Raw genomic sequence first — 21,860 nt, 5'->3', positions numbered from 1 at the left:
CACCCTTCCCGGATCCTCGAATGAGTTTGTGCCACCTTGGAGGTGAGGGTGTCCCAGATCGCAGGCGAGCCCGGGAATCAGGACTTCGTAGAGGTCCGACTGCCCGCTGCGGGTGCCTACCTGTCGGTGCTGCGTACGGCCACGGCCGGCCTCGCAGCGCGCTTGGACTTCACTCTCGACGAGATCGAGGATCTTCGCATCGCGGTCGACGAGGCCTGCGCGATCCTGCTTCAGCAGGCCGTGCCCGGCTCCGTCCTCAGCTGCGTGTTCCGTCTCATCGACGACTCTCTCGAGGTGACGGTTTCGGCACCCACGACGGACGGGCGGGCCCCGGAGCGCGACACCTTCGCCTGGACGGTGCTCTCCGCACTGGCCGGGAAGGTCGACTCCACGGTCGCCGACGACCGGACGGTCAGCATCAGCCTGTACAAACAGCGCGGCGCGGGACCCGGGCCGGCGTGAGCAACGGGAACGGGGACGGTCCTGTGCGGGACGAGACGATCCGACCAGGGGTGGTGCACGCGGCAGGCATCCCGGAGCAGCAGGCCCTGACGCATCCGGTGGACGAGGCGGACCTGCCTCGTGCGGTGGACGGGGCGGACGGGCCCGCTGGCCGTACGGTCGTGGTGGAGCAGTCGCAGGCGGAGCGGGCAGGCCAGATGAGCGAGCACGGGCACCACGATCCACACGACCGCAGCGGGGCGCGGGCGCTCTTCATCGAGCTGGGCAAGCTCCCCGAGGGCTCGGCGGAGAAGGCCGAACTGCGCAATCGGCTGGTGCGGATGCATCTGCCGCTCGTGGAGCACCTGGCCCGGCGCTTCCGCAACCGGGGCGAGCCGCTGGACGATCTGACCCAGGTCGCCACGATCGGCCTGATCAAGTCGGTGGACCGGTTCGATCCGGAGCGGGGCGTCGAGTTCTCGACGTACGCCACGCCCACGGTCGTCGGCGAGATCAAGCGTCATTTCCGTGACAAGGGCTGGGCGGTGCGGGTGCCGCGCCGCCTCCAGGAGCTACGCCTCTCACTGACCACGGCGACCGCCGAGCTCTCCCAGCAGCACGGCCGTTCCCCCACGGTGCACGAGCTGGCGGAGCGGCTCGGCATCTCCGAGGAAGAGGTCCTGGAGGGCCTGGAATCGGCCAATGCCTACAGCACGCTCTCGCTGGACGTGCCGGACACGGACGACGAGTCCCCCGCGGTCGCGGACACGCTCGGCTCCGAGGACGAGGCGCTGGAAGGGGTGGAGTACCGGGAGTCGCTCAAACCGCTGCTGGAGGACCTGCCGCCGCGGGAGAAGCGGATTCTGCTACTCCGGTTCTTCGGCAACATGACCCAGTCGCAGATCGCGCAGGAGGTCGGCATCTCGCAGATGCATGTCTCGCGACTGCTGGCCCGGACCCTGGCCCAGCTGCGCGAGCGGCTGCTCGTCGAGGAGTAGCCGGGCGGCGCGCGGCCCCGGGAGACCGGCGGCCGCGACGCACCCCGGAGCGCCTGACACCTGCCCGCGTTCCGCGCGCAGGTGTCAGGCGTCGGTGTCCGTGTCGGGCTCCGCGCCGGGCCGACGGATGCCCAGGGCCTCGATCGTCGCCGGCCTGGCCAGCTGGAACAGCGCGGTCAGCGACACCGCCGCGAGGACGATCCCGGCCGGGATCAGCACGCCCTGGGACCGCAACAGCGTCCACGCCACCGGCAGCGCGATGATCTGGGTGATGAGGGCGGGGCCGCGGCTCCAGCTGCGCCGCAGCAGCAGTCCGCGGGCGGCGAAGAGCGGGATCAGCCCGAGCGCGATCAGTGTCAGACCGCCCATTTCGGCCTGCTGCGGGCTGTCGGGGCGGCCGAGCAGCCCCATGACCAGCATGTAGATCCCGCCGATGACGAGGGCCGCGCCTTCGAGGGCGTTGAGTCCGGCCACGACCGTGATCCTGGCCGGCTTCGGCCGCTCGGCCAGAGGCATCGACGAGGGCGCGTTCTCCTGAGTACTCACCCATGCAGGTTGGCACCCCGGACCCGCGAAAGTGAAGCCGGGGTAGGAACACCACCGGAACGGGGCACCTGCGATCGCCCCACCGCGCCCGGACCGTCACCGTGTGTGAGGGCCACCGGGCAGGACTTCAGACCCATACCTCGCGGTAGGTAGTCTGACAGTCATGCGCGCACTCCTTGTGGTCAATCCAGCTGCCACCACCACCAGTGCGCGGACCCGTGACGTGCTCATTCACGCACTGGCCAGCGAGATGAAGCTGGAGGCCGTGACCACCGAGTACCGCGGGCACGCCCGTGACCTGGGGCGCCAGGCAGCCGACAGCGACGACATCGATCTCGTGGTGGCACTCGGCGGCGACGGCACGGTCAACGAGGTCGTGAACGGCCTGCTGCACAACGGCCCCGACATAGACAACCGCCCCAAGCTCGCCGTGGTTCCCGGTGGCTCCACCAATGTCTTCGCACGCGCGCTCGGTCTGCCCAACGACGCGGTGGAGGCGACCGGCGCCATTCTGGACGCGCTGGCCAACCGCACGGAGCGGACCGTCGGCCTCGGCCTGGCGGCCGGCACCCCCGGCACGGAGGACGAATCGGTCCCGGAGCGCTGGTTCACGTTCTGCGCGGGCCTCGGATTCGACGCCGGCGTGATCGGCCGGGTCGAACAGCGGCGCGAGCAGGGAAAGCGGTCGACCCACGCGCTGTACGTCCGCCAGGTGCTCCGCCAATTCCTTGAGGAACCGCACCGGCGGCAGGGAATGATCACGCTCGACGTGCCAGGACAGGAGCCGGTCACCGATCTCGCGCTCTCCATAATCTGCAATACGGCACCCTGGACCTACCTGGGGAACCGCCCGATATACGCCTCCCCGAAGGCCTCGTTCGACACCGCCCTGGACGTCCTCGGCCTGCGGCGGCTGTCGACGGCTGCGGTCACCCGCTACGCCACCCAGCTGCTCACTTCGAGCCCCGAGAAGGGGCCGCACGGTAAGCACGCGGTTTCACTGCATGACCTCACGGACTTCACCTTGCATTCAAAGGCGCCACTGCCCTTCCAGATGGACGGTGACCACCTGGGGGTGCGTACAAGTGTGACGTTCACAGGCGTACGCCGTGCACTGCGTGTGATTGTGTGAGTGGAAGGGACCAAAGTCCTTTAACTCGAACGTTTGGACTGGCTTCCACCCTCTAGAAGTACGGCTGTGACCTAGTCGACACCGAGGAATCAAAAAAAACTTTCCTGAAGGGGTTGTATCCGCCGCCGAGGTTTGCGAATCTCTACATGGCGATCGGGACGGCCCGCAACAACGGCCTCCACTGAGAGCCAGAACCCCTCCTCACTTCACAGGACCACATCCAGTTCGTCTGGGCGTCGGCCCGACACCTGCGGGGGGATTCGTGAAAGCGTTCACATTCACAAGCCACAGTATGTAATACCAAGGAGAGGTAGCAGCCATGGACTGGCGTCACAACGCCGTTTGTCGTGAGGAAGACCCGGAGCTGTTCTTCCCCATCGGCAACACCGGTCCTGCGCTGCTGCAGATCGAGGAAGCCAAGGCCGTCTGCCGTCGCTGCCCCGTCATGGAGCAGTGCCTGCAGTGGGCGCTCGAGTCCGGCCAGGACTCCGGCGTCTGGGGTGGCCTCAGCGAGGACGAGCGCCGCGCAATGAAGCGCCGCGCCGCTCGCAACCGGGCGCGTAACGCCAGCGCCTGACCGACGCCACCGCTACGAACCTCAGCCAGGCGGCGCGTACGGAGTGTACGCATCACCCCGCCCCCCGAGTCGCAGCGCGCAGTACCCCCGAAGCGCATGTTTGACCAGGAAGCCCGGACCGTGACCTACGGTCCGGGCTTCCTGCTGTGACGCGCGGACTACTTGTCGGCGCGGACTACTTGTCGGCTTGTCGGCGCGTACTACTTGTCGGCGCGGACCGGGATGTCGAGGATGACCTGGGTGCCGCGCTCGGGCGCCGGCACCATGCCGAACGTCCCGCTCAACTCACCCTCCACCAGCGTCCGCACGATCTGGAGCCCCAGATTGCCGGTGCGCTGCGGGTCGAACCCCTCGGGCAGACCGCACCCGTCGTCCTTGACGGTGATCAGCAGCCGGCCCTCCGTGGGTGAACCGCCCCGCACCGCGGAGACCTCGACCGTGCCGGACTCGGCTACTCCGAACGCGTGTTCCAGCGCGTTCTGCAGCACTTCGGTGAGAACCATCGCGAGCGGGGTGGCCACTTCGGCGTCGAGGATGCCGAAGCGTCCCGTACGGCGGCAGGTCACCTTGCCCGGCGAGATCTCGGCGACCATGGCGATGACCCGGTCGGCGATCTCGTCGAACTCCACTCGCTCGTCCAGATTCTGAGACAGCGTCTCATGGACGATGGCGATCGAACCGACGCGCCGCACCGCCTCGTTGAGCGCCTCGCGGCCCTGCTCGGAGTCCATCCGGCGGGCCTGCAGCCGCAACAGGGCGGCCACCGTCTGGAGGTTGTTCTTCACGCGGTGGTGGATCTCCCGGATGGTGGCGTCCTTGGTGATCAACTCGCGCTCGCGGCGGCGCAGTTCCGTGACGTCACGGAGCAGGACCAGGGAACCGATCCGGACCCCCTTGGGCTTGAGGGGGATGGCCCGGAGCTGGATCACACCGCCCGTGCACTCGACCTCGAACTCGCGGGGCGCGTAGCCGCTGGCGAGTTTGACCAGCGCCTCGTCCACCGGCCCCCGGGAGGGGGCGAGTTCGGCGGTGATCCCGCCGAGGTGCTGTCCGACCAGGTCGGAGGCGAGACCGAGACGGTGGTACGCGGAGAGGCCGTTGGGGCTGGCGTACTGGACGACGCCGTCGGCGTCGAGCCGGACCAGGCCGTCACCGACCCGCGGCGAGGCGTCCATGTCGACCTGCTGGCCGGGGAAGGGAAACGATCCGGCGGCGATCATCTGGGCCAGGTCGGAGGCGGACTGGAGGTAGGTGAGCTCCAGCCGGGACGGGGTGCGCACGGTGAGGAGGTTGGTGTTGCGGGCGATGACCCCCAGCACGCGGCCCTCCCGGCGTACGGGGATCGACTCGACCCGTACGGGGACCTCCTCGCGCCACTCCGGGTCGCCCTCGCGCACGATCCGGCCCTCGTCCAGCGCCGCGTCCAGCAGCGGACGGCGGCCGCGCGGCACCAGATGGCCGACCATGTCGTCCTGGTAGGAGGTGGGGCCGGTGTTGGGCCGCATCTGGGCGACGGACACATAGCGGGTGCCGTCGCGGGTGGGGACCCAGAGGACCAGGTCGGCGAAGGAGAGGTCGGAGAGCAGTTGCCACTCCGAGACCAGCAGATGGAGCCACTCGAGGTCGGTGTCACTGAGGGCTGTGTGCTGGCGGACGAGGTCGTTCATGGAGGGCACGCGTGCGAGCGTACCTGTGGATGCGCACAGTTACCGAACCGGACGCCTCGGCCGCACGTGTGGGAAGAAGGGCCGGAAATTACCGCGCCCCATGGATGGACAGCGACGAATGGTCTAGTCCACAATGCAGAAGACAGAGCCTCCGCTCTCCCCGCACAGGAGAGCGGAACGAGGTACCCGCGCTCTCTGCCCTGACTGCGCCGGTACCTCTCCCAGGCCGGGGGCACCGCACACCGCCGGCCGGGCAGACCGCTTCCGGGCGGTCTTACTCCGGGCTGCGGTGCTGGTCGGGCTGAGGGTCCCGGCCCGGCGCCGCGGCCCGCGGGTGTCTTCCGGGCCGTCCGGCCCCCCGGTCAGTGCGTCTCTGTGACCTTCGCGAGCGCGCGCGGGGCGTCCGGGTCCTGGCCGCGGGCGATCGTCACCTCGTACGCCAGCATGTGCAGCGGCAGGATCTCCAGGATCGGCTGGACCTCCTCGGCGATCCCTGCCGTCGGCAGCACGAAGCCCGCTGACGCCGCTTCCACCTGGGCCCTCGGGCCGACCACGAAGAGGTCGGCGCCCCGTCCGCGCAACCGGTCGAGCACCGGTTGAAGGGCCTCACCGCCCCGGCCGTCGGGGACCACGGCGATCACCGGGGAGATGTTGTCGACCATGGCGAGCGGGCCGTGCAGCAGGTCGGCGCCGGAGTAGGAGAGGGCGGGGATATAGCTCGTCTCCATCAGCTTCAGGGCGGCTTCCTTGGCCGTGGGATAGCCGTAGCCGCGCGAGGTGATCACCATGCGCTCGGCAAAGCGGTAGCGCGACGCCAGGGCCCTGACCTCGTCCTCGCGGCCCAGGATCGCCTCGGCGAGCTCCGGCAGGATCGTGGCGGCCGCGCCGTCGCCGCCGCGCAGCCCCTCCACGAACAGGTACAGGGACAGCAGCGAGGCGGTGTACGTCTTGGTGGCCGGCAGGGCCTTCTCCGGACCCGCCAGGATGTCGATGTGGTACTCGGAGACCGCGGCGAGCGGCGAGTCCGGATTGTTGGTCACGGCCAGCGTCACCGCGCCGGCCTCCCGCGCGGCCCTGGTGGACGCCACCAGGTCGGGCGAGCCGCCGGACTGGCTGACGGTGACGACCAGGACGTCCTTGAGGTCCGGCTTCGCGCCGTACGCGGTGGTGGTGGACATCGAGGACAGACCGCAGGGCAGTCCGAGCCTGATCTCGATCAGGTACTTCGCGTAGAGCGCGGCGTTGTCCGATGTGCCGCGGGCGGTGAGCAGGACGAAGCGCGGCTTGCGCGCCGCGATCTCGGCCGCCACCGTCCGGATGGCAGGGGCCCCCTCGTCGAGGATGCGCCGGAGCATCGCGGGCTGCTCGGCCATCTCGCCGGACATGATCCGGCCGGGCGGCTCGCCCTCGGCTGCCGGGTACGTGGCGGACATGTCTGGTGCCTCCCGGGGGTGTTCCGATGCGTCGGCCAAGTCGAACACGAGCCCCCGCGGGCCCGCCAGCGGACGGCGTCCGGCGGGGATCGCGGGACGAGTCGCTCACAGTTCGCCGGACGGGTACCCGGGGCCGTGTCCCCGTGCGCGGGGTCTGCTAGATTAGGAGTTTGATTGGTCTATACCACATGCAGTCACTCCAGATCGGCAGGCCCCGCGTGGAAGTTGTCATCGTCCCGGACGCCAAGGCAGGCGGCGAACTGATCGCGGGGGCCATCGGCACCCTGCTGAGCCGCAAGCCCGACGCCCTTCTGGGCGTTGCCACCGGCTCGACCCCGCTGCCCATCTACCAGGCACTGGCGGACCGGGTCCGCTCCGGTGCCGTGGACGCCTCGCGCGTCCGCATCTGCCAGCTCGACGAGTACGTCGGGCTGCCCGCGGGCCATCCGGAGTCGTACCGCTCCGTGGTGCTGCGCGAGGTCGTCGAGCCGCTCGGGCTGTCCGAGGCCTCGTTCATGGGCCCCGACGGCTCCGCCGAGGACGTCCAGGCCGCCTGCGAGGCCTACGACGAGGCTCTCGCCGCGGCCGGCGGGGTGGACCTCCAGCTGCTGGGCATCGGCACCGACGGTCACATCGGCTTCAACGAGCCGTGCTCCTCGCTCGCCTCCCGTACCCGGATCAAGACGCTGACCGAGCAGACCCGGGTCGACAACGCGCGCTTCTTCGACAACGACATCGCGCAGGTGCCGCACCACGTGATCACCCAGGGCATCGGCACGATCCTGGAGTCCCGCCACGCGGTCCTGCTCGCGACGGGCGAGGGCAAGGCCGACGCGGTGGCGCAGACGGTCGAGGGGCCGCTGGCCTCGGTCGTGCCCGCGTCGGCGCTGCAACTGCATCCGCACGCGACGATCGTGGTCGACGAGGCGGCGGCGTCGAAGCTGAAGCTGGCGGGCTACTTCCGCGCCACGTTTGCGGCGAAGCCGCTGTGGCAGGGTATTTAGGCTTTCCGTGCGGAAGGGCCGGGGCACCCTGGGGTGTCCCGGCCCTTCTGTGTGCGGGTGCGTCCTGCTGGACGCGTTGTCCTCAATCGCCGGACGGGCTTGAATTCGCCGGCCCGACCGGCGTAAGGCCTGTCCTCAATCGCCGGACGGGCTTGATGTGTGCGGGGGCGTCCTGATGGACGTCTTGTCCTCAATCGCCGGACCGGCTTGAATTCGCCGGCCCGACCGGCGTAAGGCCTGGGCTCAGTCGCCGGACGGGCTTGAATTGGCGCGCCCGACCGGCGTAAGGCCTGGGCTCAATCGTTGGACGGGCTTGGTTTCGGCGATGTGATCGTTTCTGCCGCTGCCAGGCCGCAGACCCTGGCCGCTCCGTGGGTGGCGATGTGGAAGGCGCCCCTGGGCTCGGCCTGGGGGACGCCCATCTCGACCACGATCGTGTCCGCACGCGCCGCCAGCAGCGCGTCGAGGGCCTCGGTCATCCACGGGTGGCGGTGCGCGTCGCGGACGACCGCGACGATGCGCCGCTCCCCCGCGGCCCGCAGCACATCGGCCGCGAGCGCCTCGTGCTCGCTGTCGTACGTGTCCGTCCCGGTGCCCGGCGCCAGCCGGGTCAGTTCGGCGGCGACGCCCCAGGGGGTCTCGTCGCCGACCGCGATGTTCGCGACCGGGGTGAGCGCGGCGACGTACGCCGGCCCGGTGAGCGGTTCGGCCGTGCCGGTCACCACGACCGCGCGGCGGGCCGCGACCAGGCCGATGTCGGAGCCGATGCCCGTGCTGTCCCCGGTGCCGGGCGCGGTCCCCTCCTGCACTGCCGCGCCCGGCTCCGGGACAGCCCCCCTGGCCCGCCGCGTCCAGGACGCGAGGGCCCGTACCCGGGCGGCCGCGTCGGCCAGCCGCTCCTCGGGCAGCTCACCGGCACGGACCGCCGCGACCAGCGCGTCGCGCAGCCGGAGCACCGTGCTGTCGTCGTCGAGGCCGCCGCCGACACAGAGCGCGTCGGCGCCCGCCGCGATCGCGAGGACCGAGCCGCGCTCGATCCCGTACGTCGAGGCGATGGCCTGCATCTCCACGGCGTCGGTGACGATCAGGCCGTCGTAACCCAGCTCCTCGCGCAGCAGACCGGTGAGGATCTGCGGGCTCAGCGTCGCCGGGCGGTGCGGGTCGAGCGCGGGAAGCAGGATATGCGCGCTCATCACCGATTTGGAACCCGCCGCGATCGCCGCCCGGAAGGGCACCAGTTCACGGGCGTGCAGGGTTTCCAGGTCCACGTCGATGCGCGGCAGCGCGTGGTGCGAGTCGACCGCGGTGTCGCCGTGCCCCGGGAAGTGCTTGGTGCAGGCGGCGACGCCGGCGGCCTGGAGGCCCTCGACGTACGCGGCGGTGTGCCGGGCGACCAGGTGGGGTTCGGCGCCGAAGGACCGTACCCCGATGACCGGGTTGCCGGGATTGGAGTTGACGTCCGCGGACGGCGCCCAGTTGAGGTTGACACCGCAGTCGGCGAGCCGGCGGCCCAGCTCCTGGGCGACGGCGCGGGTCAGTGCCACGTCGTCGACGGAGCCGAGCGCCAGGTTGCCGGGGAAGGAGGAGCCGTGCCGCACCTCCAGCCGGGTGACGTCGCCGCCCTCCTCGTCGATCGCGACGAGCACATCATCGCGTTCGGCGCGGAGTTGGGCGGTGAGCGCGGAAAGCTGCTCGGGCGTCTGGATGTTGCGGCCGAACAGGCCGACGGAGGAGAGGCCTTCGCCGACCCGGCGCAGCAGCCAGTCCGGGGCGGTGGTGCCCGTGAACCCCGGCTGCAGAACGGCGAGGGCGTCGCGGGTGACGGTGTCCGTGGTGGATACGAGGGTGGTCATGGGTGGCGTTATCCCTTCACGGCACCGGAGGTGAGACCGGTCGCCATGTACTTCTGCACCAGCAGGAAGAAGGCCACGACCGGAATCGCGATCATTGTCGAGGCGGCCATCAGCGCGCCGTAGTCGATGCCCCGCGAGGTCGTGAAGTTCATCAGCCACACGTTGAGGGTGTACTTGTCGTTGTCCTGGAGGACAACGTAGGCGAGGAGGTACTCGTTCCAGGCGGTGATCAGCGAGAAGATCGACGCGGCGGCGAGACCCGGAGCCAGCAGCGGGAAGGTGATCCGCCAGAAGGCGCCCATCCGGCTGCAGCCGTCGACCATGGCCGACTCCTCCAGCTCCGGCGGAATGTTGATCACGAAACCGCGGATCATCCACGTCGCGAACGGCAGCGTGGAGACCAGGTAGATGACGATGACGCCCCAGTACTCGTTCAGCCCGCCGAGGTCGTTGAGCTGGATGTAGATGGGGATCAGCATCGCCGTCGGGGGCAGCAGCTGGACGACGAGCAGCACGATCATGAAGAACTTGCGGCCGCGGAACCGGAAGCGGCCGATCGCGAACGCGGCGATCGTGGCGAGCAGCATGCCGCCGAGCACGGCGACGCCGCAGACGATCAGGCTGGACTGGATGGCCGTACCGAAGTTCGGCTGGTTGATGGCGCGGGAGAAGTTGTCGAAGGTGATCGACGTGGGCCAGAGCGTCTGGTCGTAGCTCCGGATCTCGGCGTTCGGCCGCAGGGAGCTGATGACCAGCCAGTAGACCGGGAAGGCCATCAGCACGAAGGCGACGAGGCCCGCGATGTTGTAGCCGATGCGGTGCTTCTTGCGGTCCGGGCGAAGGACCTGGGGGGTGGAGGCGCTCACTCGACCTCTCCGATCTTGAGCAGCTGGCGCAGGTAGTACACGGCGACTCCGGACAGCAGCAGGACCGTGATGAGCGAGATGGCGGCGCCCTGGCTGAACGAGTTGGACTCGAATGCCTTCTCGAACGAATAGATACCGAGAACCGAGTACTCCGGTTCCGGCTTGTTGCCGCGCATCAGGAAGATCTGGCCGAAGACGTTGAAGTCCCAGAGCACGGAGAGAGTGGCGACCATCTGGAACACGGGCTTGATGACCGGCCAGGTGACGTAGCGGAAGACGCCTGTCGTGCCGGCTCCGTCGAGCGACGCGGCCTCTTCGAGTTCCTTGGGAACCTGGGTCAGCGCGGCGTACAGGGTGACGGAGACGAAGGGAATGGCGCCCCAGACGACGACCGCGCCGATGATGACGAAGCCCTGCTTGGGGTCGAGGAACCAGTTGTGGCCCTGTGCGTCGATCCCCAGGTATTTGGTCAGCACCATGTTGATGACGCCGTAGTCGGAGTCGGCGAACCAGCGGAAGATCGAGGTGGCGACCAGCAGCGGCATCGACCAGGCGGCGACCAGCGCGGCGGTCAGCAGCAGCCGGACCCAGGTGGCCATCCGCTGCATGATCATGGACAGGCCGAGGCCCGCGACCATGGTGACGGAGACGCAGACCACCATGAAGATGATGGTGCGCCAGACGACGTCCCAGAACTCGCTGTCCCCGAGGATGTTGGTGAACTGGTCGAAGCCCACCCAGGGGGCCGCGGAGCCGGACCACAGCTCGCGGCGGCCCACGTCCTGGAAGGACATGATGACCGTCTTGATGAAGGGCCAGACGAAGACTGCGGCGATGGCGACGAACGCCGGTGCTATGAGGAGGTACGGCAGCAGAGCGCCGGCCTTCCGCGGTTTACGGTTCACGTTCTTCGCGAGCTGAGGATCCGCACCCTCAGGAGCCCGCGGGACGGACACCGGCGGGTCGGCTGCTTTCATATCGGCGGCACTCATTGTGCTTGCCTTCCGTTTCGGACCGGGTACCGGAGGGCGGGGGTGACAGTCCCTTTCGGGCCCGCCACCCCCGCAGACGATCAGGTGAACCGGTGGCTCATGTCCTCACCGGCTCGGAATCTGTGAGCTCGGGGCTCAGGACTCCTTGTTGATCATCGAGTCGATCTCCGCGTCGGCCGCCTTGGTGGCCTCCTCGACCGACTTGCCCTTGATGATGTCGAGCAGCATGATCTCGAGGGTTTCCTTCTTCTCGATCGCCGTCCAGCCCGGGGCGATCGGAGTGAACCAGGCGTCCGGCACGGCGTTGGCGATGGCCGCGGTCTCCGGCTTGTCCTTCAGGGGCTCAAGCTGCTTGGTGTTGTTCGGAAGGATGTTCTTCGAGGCGAGGACCTCCTCCGACTTCTCGGAGGTGAACATCGAGATCCACTCCTCGCCGAGGTCCTGGATCTTCGACTTGGAGATGGTGGCGAGGTCGGAGCCGCCGATGAAGGAGGGGAGCGCCTTGCCGTTCGGGCCGGGCATGCCCGCGGTGCCGATCTTGTCGGTCAGCTTCGGGTTGCCGTTCGACTTGGAGTCGACGACGCTGCCGGCCTCCCAGCCGTTGCCGTAGAGAAGAGCGGTCTTCTCGTTGGCCATGACGTTGGCGTGGTCCGCCTCGTCCTTCGTCTTGTCACCGTGGTTGTACTTCTTGACCAGGTCGACGAAGTCCGTGATGCCCTTCTGGGCCTCCGGGGTCGACAGAGCGGACTTCCACTCCTTCTTGCCCTCGTCGTACTTGGCTATCTGGCCGCCCTCGGCAGCGACGTAGGACATCGCGGCGTACCAGTAGCGGCCCGGCAGGTACAGCGGCGAGAACGCCTTGTCCTTGCCGTACTTCTCGCCGATCTTGTCCAGGGCGGCCGTCAGTTCGTCCTGGGTGGCGGGGAGGGTGTCCTTGCCGGTGCCGGCCTTGAACATGTCCTTGTTGTAGATCGCTACGCGGGCGCCGGCGTAGTAGGGAACGCAGTACTGCTTGCCCTCGAAGGCGCACGTGTCCTTCAGACCCTTGATCCAGGTGTCCGAGTTCTCGTACTTCTTCGGGTCGATCTCGCCGAGTGCCCCGTTGAGGATGTACGTCATGGTCTCGGTGTTGCCGAGCTCCACGACGTCGGGGAACTTGTCGCCGGCCAGGGCGGCGTCGAGCTTCTTGGCCTTGTCGGCCCAGGTCTGGTACTGAACGTTGACCTTGACGTTGGGGTACTTCGTCTTGAACTGGGTATTGACATCCTTCACCAGTTCAGGCCACGTGCTCTGTGCGTCCGACATCAGCCAGACGGTGAGCGATTCGTTGCGGTCCTTCGGGTCCTTCGACGATGTCTTGTCGTCGTCCGAACCACACGCTGCGATCGAAACCAACATGCCCGCGACGCCGATCGCCGCGATGAGCTTGCGCTTCACGCCACCCTCCTCAGGGATGCTGCAACCCCTGCCCACCGCGCAAAACACGTCGACGAGTACTGCTGGGGCTGGAACCTGGTCTTTAATGGTTTAGACCAGTACCGGGAGCTTGGCCTAGACCTTTAGGGGTGTCAAGGGTGTATAAGAAGTGCACTCGCGTCCGTTATAGGACCGACATCTGAGGGAGGGCGACGAGCCGTGACCGGACCGTGCCACCATGTGAGCCGCGACAGACGGAGGAGCCGGTGACGGCAGCAACGCAGCAGTCGGGAAGGCGGGCCATGGGTGCCGACGGGGGCAGTACGGAGAACGGGACGAGCGCGGGCGCGGGTACGCGCACCGCGCGCGTACCTAAGTACTACCGGCTGAAGCGACATCTCCTCGACATGACGGACACGATGCCGCCAGGCACCCCCGTGCCCCCGGAGCGGACCCTGGCCGCCGAGTTCGACACCTCGCGCACCACCGTGCGCCAGGCGCTCCAGGAACTGGTCGTCGAGGGCCGGCTGGAGCGCATCCAGGGGAAGGGCACCTTCGTCGCCAAGCCGAAGGTCTCCCAGGCCCTGCAACTCACCTCGTACACCGAGGACATGCGCGCCCAGGGACTGGAACCGACGTCCCAGCTACTGGACATCGGGTACGTCACGGCCGACGACACGCTCGCCGGGCTCCTCGACATCACCACCGGCGGCCGCGTACTGCGCATCGAGCGGCTGCGGCTGGCGAGCGGTGAGCCGATGGCGATCGAGACCACTCACCTTTCAGCCAAACGCTTCCCCGCACTGCGGCGCTCGCTGGTGAAGTACACCTCTCTCTACACGGCCCTGGCCGAGGTGTACGACGTGCGGCTGGCCGAGGCCGAGGAGACCATCGAGACCTCCCTCGCCACCCCGAGCGAGGCCGGGCTGCTCGGTACGGACGTGGGCCTGCCGATGCTGATGCTGTCCCGGCACTCACTGGACGAACAGGGCGAGCCGGTCGAGTGGGTCCGCTCGGTCTACCGCGGCGACCGCTACAAGTTCGTGGCCCGCCTGAAGCGTCCACTGGACTGAGCGGGCGCCGCCCCGGCGCAGCAACCCCAACAGCCCCCGTGGAAGCGCTTCCACGGGGGTTTTCCACTCCCCGGACAGCCCCTTCGTACCGCCATTGGTCTGAACCAACTCTCCGGCGCTCAGGGCCATTTGGGCGAACCTCCCCCGCCCGGAAGACCGTTGCCGGACCGCAATGCGGACAGGGGGTGACGCTGGCACGGACGCTCACTTAGATTTCCCTGCGCGTTACAACAGGTGATCAGCGAGGGGACGGAGTCGCCGCCATGCCAGCAGACCCAGAAGGAAAGCCAGCGGACCCAGGAGGAACGCCACCCACCGTCACACCCGTGCGGGTGGTCATCGCCCTCTGCCTCATCGCGCCGTTCGTGGCGATGCTCTGGGTGAGTTCGTACGCCAAGATCGACCCGGCCTTCATCGGCATCCCGTTCTTCTACTGGTACCAGATGCTCTGGGTGCTGATCTCGACCGCACTCACGATGACCGCGTACAAGCTGTGGCAGCGTGACCAGCGCGCCCGCAAGGGGGGTGCGTCGGCATGAAGGACGGCGTGAACGGCGTCGCGCTCGGCGTCTTCATCTTCTTCTTCCTGGCCGTGACGGTCGTCGGCTTCATGGCGGCCCGCTGGCGCAAGGCCGAGAACGAGGCCAGCCTCGACGAATGGGGCCTGGGCGGACGGTCGTTCGGCACCTGGGTCACCTGGTTCCTGCTCGGCGGCGACCTCTACACCGCGTACACCTTCGTCGCCGTGCCGGCGGCGATCTACGCGGCCGGCGCGGCCGGCTTCTTCGCGGTGCCCTACACCATCCTGGTGTACCCGCTGATCTTCACCTTCCTGCCGCGCCTGTGGTCGGTCTCGCACAAGCACGGCTACGTCACCACCTCGGACTTCGTCCGCGGCCGCTTCGGCTCCAAGGGGCTCTCCCTCGCCGTCGCCGTCACCGGCATCCTCGCCACCATGCCGTACATCGCGCTCCAGCTCGTCGGCATCCAGGCGGTGCTGGACGTGATGGGCGTCGGCGGCGGCGAGAACACCAGCTGGTTCGTCAAGGACCTGCCGCTGCTGATCGCGTTCGCGGTACTCGCCGCGTACACGTACTCCTCGGGCCTGCGCGCGCCCGCGCTGATCGCGTTCGTCAAGGACGGGCTGATCTATCTGGTCATCCTCGTGGCGATCATCTACATCCCGATCAAGCTCGGCGGCTTCCACGACATCTTCGCCTCCGCGCAGGAGAAGTTCGCGGGCCCGCCGGGCGGCAAGCCGACCGGTGCGCTCGCACCCGCCAGGTCGGGGCAGTGGGGTTACGCCACGCTGGCGCTGGGCTCGGCGCTGGCGCTCTTCATGTATCCGCACTCCATCACGGCGACGCTCTCCAGCCGCAGCCGCAACGTGATCCGCCGCAACACCACGATCCTGCCGCTGTACTCGTTGATGCTGGGGCTGCTCGCGCTGCTCGGCTTCATGGCGATCGCCGCCGGGGTCAAGGTGGACAACGGCCAGCTGGCGATCCCGCAGCTCTTCGAGAACATGTTCCCCGACTGGTTCGCGGGCGTGGCGTTCGCCGCCATCGGCATCGGCGCGCTGGTGCCCGCGGCGATCATGTCGATCGCGGCGGCGAACCTGTTCACCCGGAACATCTACAAGGACTTCCTGAAGCCCGACGCGACACCCGCCCAGGAGACCAAGGTCTCCAAGACGGTCTCGCTGCTGGTGAAGGTCGGCGCGCTCGCCTTCGTCCTCACCATGGACAAGACGGTCGCGATCAACTTCCAGCTGCTCGGCGGGATCTGGATCCTCCAGACGATGCCGGCCCTGGTCGGCGGCCTGTTCACCCGGTGGTTCCACCGCTGGGCGCTGCTCGCCGGCTGGGCGGTCGGCATGGTCTACGGGACGGCCGCCGCGTACGGGGTCGCCAGCCCGACCCAGGCCCACTTCGGCGGGTCCTCCAAGGAGATCCCGGGCCTCGGCGAGATCGGCTACATCGGCCTGACGGCGTTCGTGCTGAACATCGTGGTCACCGTCGTCCTCACCTTCGTCCTGAACGCCGTGAAGGCGCCTGCCGGGGTCGACGAGACCTCGCCCGGCGACTACACCGCGGACGCGGGCGACCCGGGCGTGAAGGCCCAGCTCCCGCCGGCCACGGCCGGGGCGCCGGGCGGTCACTGACCCACCGCTTCACGGGCCGCCGCTCCCCCGCTCCGGGGTGCGGCGGCCCGTTCGCGTGCCGGGCGCGGGTGGCCCGGCGTGCCCGGGAATTCCCGCGAACGGGCGTGCGGAGTGCGGCACACTTCCGGGCATGGACATCACCATCAGGCCGGTCGTGCCCGCCGAGTACCCGGTCCTCGGCGAGATCACCGCCGAGGCCTATCTCGGGGACGGGCTGCTGGACTTCGGCGCCGACGATCCGTATCTGACGCAGCTGCGGGACGTCGCCCGGCGGGCCGCCGAGGCCGAGGTGCTCGTCGCGGCGGACGCACGGGGGCGGGTGCTGGGCGGCGTGACGTACGCCCCGCCGGGGAATCGGTGGGCGGACATCGCGGCCGCCGACGAGGCCGAGTTCCGGATGCTCGCGGTCTCTCGCGAGGCTCGTGGGGCCGGGGCGGGCGAGGCGCTCGTCCGGGCCTGTATCGACCGCGCACGGGCCACCGCGGGGGTCACGGGGATCACCCTGTCGACGCAGTCGGCCATGTACGGCGCCCATAGGATCTACGGGCGCCTCGGCTTCGTACGGACCCCCGAAAGGGACTGGTATCCCATCGAGGGGCTGTCGCTGCTGACCTACCGCCTGGACCTCCGGCCGACGCCATGAAGCCGCGCTGTTGAGTTGCACGACACAACATGTGGGGGCTGCCGCATCCGACTGCCCCCACATGTATGCTCGTGCTCGCTGTCGCCGCAGGGAAATCCGGTGCGAATCCGGAACTGTCCCGCAACGGTATGTTCGGTGCGCTTTTGCGCACCCGTGAGTCCGAGGACCTGCCGACAGCGCATCCGGCTCGACCGATCCGGATGCCCAGACGTCCGGGCCTCGTGGATGGGCCGGTGGACGCCGCGCGGAGTGCTGCCCTGCCCAGGGTCCGGCTCCGCCCGGCTGCCCCCGATCCCCCGCCGGCCCAGAGCCGAGCGAGGGAGAGCACCACGTGACCATCGCGCCAGCCGATCCGGTTTCAGCGGCCGAGTCCGAAGCAGCCGAGTCCGGGACGGACCTGTCCGCGGCACCCGCGAAGGACGGACCGGGAACCGCGTTGCTGCGAACCCTCACCGGCCTCACCGCGGATCTGCCCGACACCGACCCCGGACGCGTCGCCGGCGCCGCACTGCGCGGCCGCAACGCCCGGTCGGACGAGGCCGAGCTGCGCTCGCTGGCCACCGAGGCCGCCGCGGGCCTGATCTCCGAGGACCCCGCCTACTCCCGGCTCGCCGCCCGCCTCCTCACCCGCTCCATCGCGGACGAGGCGGCCGGCCAGGGCGCGACGTCCTTCTCCGCGTCGGTCGCCGTCGGACACCGCGAGGGCCTGATCGCGGACCGCACCGCCGAGTTCGTGACCCTCCACGCGGCCGCCCTCGACGCGCTGGTCGGACAGGCCCTCGACGACGGCGCCGACGACCGCTTCGGCTACTTCGGGCTGCGCACCCTGCACAGCCGCTATCTGCTGCGCCACCCGCTGACCCGCCAGGTCATCGAGACCCCGCAGCACTTCATGCTCCGCGTCGCCGCCGGGCTCGCGGAGGACAACTCCGAGCGCGCCCTGGACGAGGTCGCCGCGCTGTACCGGCTGATGAGCCGGCTGGACTACCTGCCCTCCTCCCCCACGCTCTTCAACTCCGGCACCCGGCACCCGCAGATGTCCTCCTGCTACCTGCTGGACTCGCCGCTGGACGAGCTGGACTCGATCTACGACCGCTACCACCAGGTGGCGCGGCTGTCGAAGCACGCGGGCGGCATCGGCCTCTCGTACTCCCGTATCCGCGCCCGCGGTTCGCTGATCCGGGGCACCAACGGGCACTCCAACGGCATCGTCCCGTTCCTGAAGACGCTCGACGCCTCCGTCGCCGCGGTGAACCAGGGTGGCCGGCGCAAGGGCGCCGCCGCGGTCTACCTGGAGACCTGGCACGCGGACATCGAGGAGTTCCTGGAGCTGCGCGACAACACGGGTGAGGACCAGCGGCGCACGCACAACCTCAACCTGGCGCACTGGATCCCGGACGAGTTCATGCGCCGGGTCGACGCGGACGGCACCTGGTCACTGTTCTCCCCGGCCGACGTGCCCGAGCTGGTCGACCTGTGGGGCGACGCGTTCGACGCCGCGTACCGGGCGGCCGAGGCCAGGGGCCTGGCCCGCAAGACGATGCCGGCCCGTGAACTGTACGGCCGGATGATGCGGACGCTCGCGCAGACCGGCCAGGGCTGGATGACGTTCAAGGACGCCTCCAACCGGACCGCGAACCAGACCGCCGAGCCCGGCCGCGTCGTGCACTCGTCGAACCTGTGCACGGAGATCCTCGAAGTCACCGACGACGGCGAGACGGCCGTCTGCAACCTGGGTTCGGTCAACCTCGGCGCGTTCGTCGCCGACGGCACCATCGACTGGGAGCGTCTGGACGCCACCGTCCGTACCGCGGTGACCTTCCTCGACCGGGTCGTCGACATCAACTTCTACCCGACCGAGCAGGCGGGCCGCTCCAACGCCCGCTGGCGGCCGGTGGGCCTGGGCGCGATGGGTCTCCAGGACGTCTTCTTCCAGCTGCGCCTGCCGTTCGACTCCTCCGAGGCACGGGCCCTGTCGACGAAGATCTCCGAGCGGATCATGCTCGCCGCGTACGAGGCCTCCTGCGCGCTGGCCGAGCGGTCGGGCCCGCTGCCCGCCTGGTCCGAGACGCGGACCGCCCGCGGTGTGCTGCACCCGGACCACTACGACACCGAGCTGAACTGGCCGGAGCGCTGGGACGCGCTGCGCGCCCGGGTCGCGAAGACCGGGATGCGCAACTCGCTGCTGCTCGCCATCGCGCCGACGGCGACGATCGCCTCGATCGCGGGCGTGTACGAGTGCATCGAGCCGCAGGTCTCCAACCTCTTCAAGCGCGAGACGCTCAGCGGTGAGTTCCTCCAGGTCAACGCGTACCTGGTGGACGAGTTGAAGAGGCTCGGCGTGTGGGACGCGCGGACCCGTGAGGCGCTGCGCGAGGCGAGCGGCTCGGTGCAGGGCTTCGCGTGGATCCCCGAGGACGTGCGGGCGCTGTACCGCACGGCGTGGGAGATCCCGCAGCGCGGACTGATCGACATGGCGGCGGCCCGTACGCCCTTCCTCGACCAGAGCCAGTCGCTGAACCTGTTCCTGGAGACGCCGACGATCGGCAAGCTCTCCTCGATGTACGCGTACGCCTGGAAGCAGGGGCTGAAGACGACGTACTACCTGCGCTCGCGCCCGGCGACCCGGATCGCCCGTGCGGCGTCCGGCCAGGCCGCGGCCGCCGCCCCCATTCCCGTACAGCAGGCGGCCGCGCCCGACGCGGACGCGATCGCCTGCTCCCTCGAAAACCCCGAGTCCTGCGAGGCCTGCCAGTAATGAGCACATCCGAGAAGAAGAACCTGCTCGACCCGGGCTTCGAACTGACCCTGCGGCCCATGCGCTACCCGGACTTCTACGAGCGCTACCGGGACGCGATCAAGAACACCTGGACGGTGGAGGAGGTCGACCTCCACTCCGACGTCTCCGACCTCGCCAAGCTGTCGCCGGGCGAGCAGCACATGATCGGGCGGCTCGTCGCGTTCTTCGCGACCGGTGACTCGATCGTCTCCAACAACCTCGTGCTGACGCTGTACAAGCACATCAACTCCCCCGAGGCGCGGCTGTACCTGTCGCGGCAGCTCTTCGAGGAGGCCGTGCACGTCCAGTTCTATCTGACGCTGCTCGACACCTATCTGCCCGACCCGGACGACCGGGCGGCCGCGTTCGACGCGGTCGAGGAGATCCCCTCCATCCGCGAGAAGGCGCAGTTCTGCTTCCGGTGGATGGACTCCGTCGAGAAGATGGACCAGCTGGAGACGGAGGCCGACCGCCGCCGTTTCCTGCTGAACCTGATCTGCTTCGCGGCGTGCATCGAGGGGCTGTTCTTCTACGGCGCGTTCGCGTACGTCTACTGGTTCCGCTCGCGCGGCCTGCTGCACGGCCTCGCCACGGGGACGAACTGGGTCTTCCGTGACGAGACCATGCACATGAGCTTCGCGTTCGAGGTCGTGGACACCGTCCGCAAGGAGGAGCCGGAGCTCTTCGACGACGCCCTCCAGCAGCAGGTCACCGACATGCTGAAGGAGGCCGTCGAGGCGGAGCTCCAGTTCGGCCGCGACCTGTGCGGCGAGGGACTGCCGGGCATGAACACCGAGTCCATGCGCGAGTACCTGGAGTGCGTCGCCGACCAGCGGCTCGCCCGGCTGGGTTTCCCCGCGGTGTACGGATCGCAGAACCCGTTCTCGTTCATGGAGCTCCAGGGCGTCCAGGAGCTGACGAACTTCTTCGAGCGCCGCCCCTCCGCGTACCAGGTGGCGGTCGAGGGCACGGTCGGCTTCGACGACGAGTTCTAGACCCTCGCCCAGCTCCTGACGTACGGACGCCGTGCGGCCTTCACCGGCCGCGCGGCGTCCGCCGTTTGCGGTGGTGCGGCTCTCCGGCCCCGTTCCGCCTCCCGGAGCGCGCGCTCGATGCGGAGTTCGCGGGCGATCCCGATCAGCGCCGGGAGCAGGACGAGAGCGATAACGGCGGTTATGCCCAGGAGGTTCAGGAATGTGTTCATGCCTCTACTGTCGTCCGGCCGGGCGGAATCCGTCAGTGGCAGGACTGTCATAAGACATCGAATTACTGCCACACTGGGGCCATGCTGAAGAATGTCGCCGCCCTGCTCCTCGACGAGGTCAACCCCTTCGAACTCGGCGTGATCTGCGAGGTGTTCGGGCTCGACCGCAGCGAGGAGGGCCTCCCGGTGCACGACTTCGCCGTGGTCTCCGCCGAGGGCCCCGCGCTGCGGACCCACGCCGGGTTCACCATCAGCACCCCGTACGGGCTCGACCGCCTGGAGGAGGCCGACCTCATCGCCGTACCGGCCGGCGGCCACTTCGCGGAGCGGGAGTACCCGCGGGAGGTCCTGGACGCCCTGCGCCGGGCCGTGGAGCGCGGCGCCCGGGTCCTGAGCGTCTGCTCGGGGGCGTACGTGCTGGGCGCGGCCGGACTGCTGGACGGCCGCCGCTGCACCACGCACTGGCGGCACGCCGACGACCTGGCCCGCCGCTTCCCGCTGGCGGCCGTCGAGCCGGACGTGCTGTACGTGGACGAGGGCTCCGTCATCACCTCGGCGGGCACGGCCGCGGGGATCGACGCCTGTCTGCACCTGGTCCGCCAGGCCTACGGCCCCGCCGCCGCCAACACCATCGCCCGCCGCATGGTGGTGCCGCCGCACCGCGACGGCGGGCAGGCGCAGTACATCCAGCGGCCACTGCCCCGCGACCGCTGCGACACGGTCGGCGACACCCTCGCCTGGATGGAGCGGCACCTCGACCGGGAGGTGACCGTAGAACAGCTCGCCGCCCAGGCGCACATGTCGCCCCGCACCTACGCCCGGCGCTTCCAGCAGGAGACGGGCACCACGCCCTACCGCTGGCTGCTGCGTCAACGGGTGCTGCTGGCACAGCACCTCCTGGAGACATCGGATGAAACGATGGACACGATCGCCGGGCAGACCGGCTTCGGCAACGCCGCCGCGCTGCGCCATCAGTTCGTACGCTCGTTGGACACCACGCCACACGCGTACCGGCGGACCTTCCGCGGCCCCTCCGCCGTGACCGAAGTGGCCTGATCCTCATCCGAGGTGA

General features: G+C 69.1%; 20 protein-coding genes and 1 riboswitch. Of the genes, 12 read left to right on the top strand and 8 right to left on the bottom strand.

Features of this window, described 5'->3' with window-relative positions; translation table 11 throughout:
- Nucleotides 1–48 precede the first annotated feature (48 nt).
- Together ACZ6S6_RS36845 and ACZ6S6_RS36840 are read left to right on the top strand one after the other, a co-directional pair.
- Nucleotides 49–462 (top strand): ATP-binding protein, encoded by a 414-nt coding sequence (locus ACZ6S6_RS36845; RefSeq protein WP_014048265.1) that lies wholly within the window; start codon nt 49–51, stop codon nt 460–462.
- Nucleotides 459–1,439 carry an RNA polymerase sigma factor SigF gene (locus tag ACZ6S6_RS36840; RefSeq protein ID WP_469709376.1) on the top strand — a complete coding sequence of 327 codons (981 nt, stop codon included), beginning with the start codon at nt 459–461 and terminating at the stop codon, nt 1,437–1,439. The genes ACZ6S6_RS36845 and ACZ6S6_RS36840 overlap by 4 nt, the downstream gene beginning before the upstream one ends.
- Nucleotides 1,440–1,523: 84 nt before the next feature.
- Here the strand turns inward: ACZ6S6_RS36840 and ACZ6S6_RS36835 are convergent, their stop codons facing one another.
- Nucleotides 1,524–1,913 (bottom strand): hypothetical protein, encoded by a 390-nt coding sequence (locus ACZ6S6_RS36835; RefSeq protein WP_362957581.1) that lies wholly within the window; start codon nt 1,911–1,913, stop codon nt 1,524–1,526.
- A 235-nt stretch (nt 1,914–2,148) separates the two neighbouring features.
- On the opposite strand from ACZ6S6_RS36835, the gene ACZ6S6_RS36830 reads away from it, so the two are divergent.
- Nucleotides 2,149–3,117: a diacylglycerol/lipid kinase family protein gene (locus ACZ6S6_RS36830; protein ID WP_362957292.1), complete on the top strand. Its 969-nt coding sequence runs from the start codon at nt 2,149–2,151 to the stop codon at nt 3,115–3,117.
- A 319-nt stretch (nt 3,118–3,436) separates the two neighbouring features.
- Nucleotides 3,437–3,694, top strand: a complete 258-nt coding sequence (locus ACZ6S6_RS36825) for a WhiB family transcriptional regulator (RefSeq protein ID WP_003953983.1) — start codon at nt 3,437–3,439, stop codon at nt 3,692–3,694.
- A gap of 200 nt (nt 3,695–3,894) precedes the next feature.
- Here the strand turns inward: ACZ6S6_RS36825 and ACZ6S6_RS36820 are convergent, their stop codons facing one another.
- Nucleotides 3,895–5,361 carry a sensor histidine kinase gene (locus tag ACZ6S6_RS36820; RefSeq protein WP_362957584.1) on the bottom strand — a complete coding sequence of 489 codons (1,467 nt, stop codon included), beginning with the start codon at nt 5,359–5,361 and terminating at the stop codon, nt 3,895–3,897.
- 362 nt (nt 5,362–5,723) lie between these two features.
- On the bottom strand, nt 5,724–6,794 hold the full coding sequence (locus ACZ6S6_RS36815; protein ID WP_362957295.1) for an SIS domain-containing protein: 1,071 nt from the start codon (nt 6,792–6,794) through the stop codon (nt 5,724–5,726).
- A gap of 218 nt (nt 6,795–7,012) precedes the next feature.
- Between ACZ6S6_RS36815 and nagB the strand changes: the two genes are divergently transcribed.
- Entirely contained in the window at nt 7,013–7,798 is a 786-nt protein-coding gene (nagB, locus tag ACZ6S6_RS36810; RefSeq protein WP_362957586.1) for a glucosamine-6-phosphate deaminase, read from the top strand.
- Nucleotides 7,799–8,094: 296 nt separating this feature from the next.
- Here nagB and ACZ6S6_RS36805 read toward each other — a convergent pair whose 3' ends face one another.
- The 4 genes from ACZ6S6_RS36805 to ACZ6S6_RS36790 all read right to left on the bottom strand — a co-directional run bounded on the left by ACZ6S6_RS36805 (nt 8,095) and on the right by ACZ6S6_RS36790 (nt 12,946).
- Nucleotides 8,095–9,651, bottom strand: a complete 1,557-nt coding sequence (locus ACZ6S6_RS36805; protein WP_362957298.1) for a glycoside hydrolase family 3 protein — start codon at nt 9,649–9,651, stop codon at nt 8,095–8,097.
- 8 nt (nt 9,652–9,659) lie between these two features.
- Complete coding sequence (locus ACZ6S6_RS36800) at nt 9,660–10,517, bottom strand: carbohydrate ABC transporter permease (protein WP_362957301.1); 858 nt, start codon at nt 10,515–10,517, stop codon at nt 9,660–9,662.
- Complete coding sequence (locus tag ACZ6S6_RS36795; RefSeq protein ID WP_469709373.1) at nt 10,514–11,509, bottom strand: carbohydrate ABC transporter permease; 996 nt, start codon at nt 11,507–11,509, stop codon at nt 10,514–10,516. Before ACZ6S6_RS36795 ends, ACZ6S6_RS36800 begins: the two co-directional genes overlap by 4 nt.
- 135 nt (nt 11,510–11,644) lie before the next feature.
- Nucleotides 11,645–12,946, bottom strand: a complete 1,302-nt coding sequence (locus ACZ6S6_RS36790; RefSeq protein ID WP_362957307.1) for a sugar ABC transporter substrate-binding protein — start codon at nt 12,944–12,946, stop codon at nt 11,645–11,647.
- A gap of 281 nt (nt 12,947–13,227) precedes the next feature.
- Here ACZ6S6_RS36790 and ACZ6S6_RS36785 point away from each other — a divergent pair, with 281 nt between their 5' ends.
- From ACZ6S6_RS36785 to ACZ6S6_RS36760, 6 genes are all read left to right on the top strand, one after another.
- On the top strand, nt 13,228–13,998 hold the full coding sequence (locus ACZ6S6_RS36785) for a GntR family transcriptional regulator (protein WP_362957589.1): 771 nt from the start codon (nt 13,228–13,230) through the stop codon (nt 13,996–13,998).
- A gap of 332 nt (nt 13,999–14,330) precedes the next feature.
- Complete coding sequence (locus ACZ6S6_RS36780; protein WP_362957592.1) at nt 14,331–14,537, top strand: DUF3311 domain-containing protein; 207 nt, start codon at nt 14,331–14,333, stop codon at nt 14,535–14,537.
- Nucleotides 14,534–16,162, top strand: coding sequence for a monocarboxylate uptake permease MctP (gene mctP / locus ACZ6S6_RS36775; protein WP_362957310.1), 1,629 nt, complete (start codon nt 14,534–14,536; stop codon nt 16,160–16,162). Before ACZ6S6_RS36780 ends, mctP begins: the two co-directional genes overlap by 4 nt.
- A gap of 130 nt (nt 16,163–16,292) precedes the next feature.
- Nucleotides 16,293–16,805 (top strand): GNAT family N-acetyltransferase, encoded by a 513-nt coding sequence (locus ACZ6S6_RS36770; RefSeq protein WP_469709371.1) that lies wholly within the window; start codon nt 16,293–16,295, stop codon nt 16,803–16,805.
- A gap of 78 nt (nt 16,806–16,883) precedes the next feature.
- Nucleotides 16,884–16,982, top strand: a riboswitch (adenosylcobalamin-variant (AdoCbl-variant) riboswitch).
- Between the two features lie 154 nt (nt 16,983–17,136).
- Nucleotides 17,137–19,563 (top strand): ribonucleoside-diphosphate reductase subunit alpha, encoded by a 2,427-nt coding sequence (locus ACZ6S6_RS36765; protein ID WP_469709369.1) that lies wholly within the window; start codon nt 17,137–17,139, stop codon nt 19,561–19,563.
- Nucleotides 19,563–20,579: a ribonucleotide-diphosphate reductase subunit beta gene (locus ACZ6S6_RS36760; protein WP_362957319.1), complete on the top strand. Its 1,017-nt coding sequence runs from the start codon at nt 19,563–19,565 to the stop codon at nt 20,577–20,579. The genes ACZ6S6_RS36765 and ACZ6S6_RS36760 overlap by 1 nt, the downstream gene beginning before the upstream one ends.
- Here ACZ6S6_RS36760 and ACZ6S6_RS36755 read toward each other — a convergent pair.
- Nucleotides 20,576–20,788 carry a hypothetical protein gene (locus tag ACZ6S6_RS36755; RefSeq protein WP_362957322.1) on the bottom strand — a complete coding sequence of 71 codons (213 nt, stop codon included), beginning with the start codon at nt 20,786–20,788 and terminating at the stop codon, nt 20,576–20,578. The two genes, ACZ6S6_RS36760 and ACZ6S6_RS36755, sit on opposite strands and share 4 nt — an antisense overlap.
- Before the next feature lie 81 nt (nt 20,789–20,869).
- Between ACZ6S6_RS36755 and ACZ6S6_RS36750 the strand changes: the two genes are divergently transcribed.
- Nucleotides 20,870–21,844, top strand: coding sequence for a helix-turn-helix domain-containing protein (locus ACZ6S6_RS36750; protein ID WP_362957325.1), 975 nt, complete (start codon nt 20,870–20,872; stop codon nt 21,842–21,844).
- Nucleotides 21,845–21,860 lie beyond the last annotated feature (16 nt).

It is taken from the genome of Streptomyces sp. NPDC048671 (assembly GCF_055587045.1).
The sequence above is the reverse complement of the archived record's forward strand: the minus strand, read 5'-3'. Positions and strand labels throughout refer to the sequence as shown.

Excerpts from the sequence above, each read along its gene's own strand:
- ACZ6S6_RS36830 (WP_362957292.1), top strand. The coding sequence starts at position 2,149 with ATGCGCGCACTCCTTGTGGTCAATCCAGCTGCCACCACCACCAGTGCG.
- ACZ6S6_RS36760 (WP_362957319.1), top strand. The coding sequence starts at position 19,563 with ATGAGCACATCCGAGAAGAAGAACCTGCTCGACCCGGGCTTCGAACTG.
- ACZ6S6_RS36755 (WP_362957322.1), bottom strand. The coding sequence starts at position 20,788 with ATGAACACATTCCTGAACCTCCTGGGCATAACCGCCGTTATCGCTCTC.
- ACZ6S6_RS36795 (WP_469709373.1), bottom strand. The coding sequence starts at position 11,509 with ATGAGTGCCGCCGATATGAAAGCAGCCGACCCGCCGGTGTCCGTCCCG.
- ACZ6S6_RS36785 (WP_362957589.1), top strand. The coding sequence starts at position 13,228 with ATGGGTGCCGACGGGGGCAGTACGGAGAACGGGACGAGCGCGGGCGCG.
- ACZ6S6_RS36825 (WP_003953983.1), top strand. The coding sequence starts at position 3,437 with ATGGACTGGCGTCACAACGCCGTTTGTCGTGAGGAAGACCCGGAGCTG.
- ACZ6S6_RS36820 (WP_362957584.1), bottom strand. The coding sequence starts at position 5,361 with ATGAACGACCTCGTCCGCCAGCACACAGCCCTCAGTGACACCGACCTC.
- ACZ6S6_RS36815 (WP_362957295.1), bottom strand. The coding sequence starts at position 6,794 with ATGTCCGCCACGTACCCGGCAGCCGAGGGCGAGCCGCCCGGCCGGATC.
- mctP (WP_362957310.1), top strand. The coding sequence starts at position 14,534 with ATGAAGGACGGCGTGAACGGCGTCGCGCTCGGCGTCTTCATCTTCTTC.
- ACZ6S6_RS36770 (WP_469709371.1), top strand. The coding sequence starts at position 16,293 with ATGGACATCACCATCAGGCCGGTCGTGCCCGCCGAGTACCCGGTCCTC.
- ACZ6S6_RS36750 (WP_362957325.1), top strand. The coding sequence starts at position 20,870 with ATGCTGAAGAATGTCGCCGCCCTGCTCCTCGACGAGGTCAACCCCTTC.
- ACZ6S6_RS36805 (WP_362957298.1), bottom strand. The coding sequence starts at position 9,651 with ATGACCACCCTCGTATCCACCACGGACACCGTCACCCGCGACGCCCTC.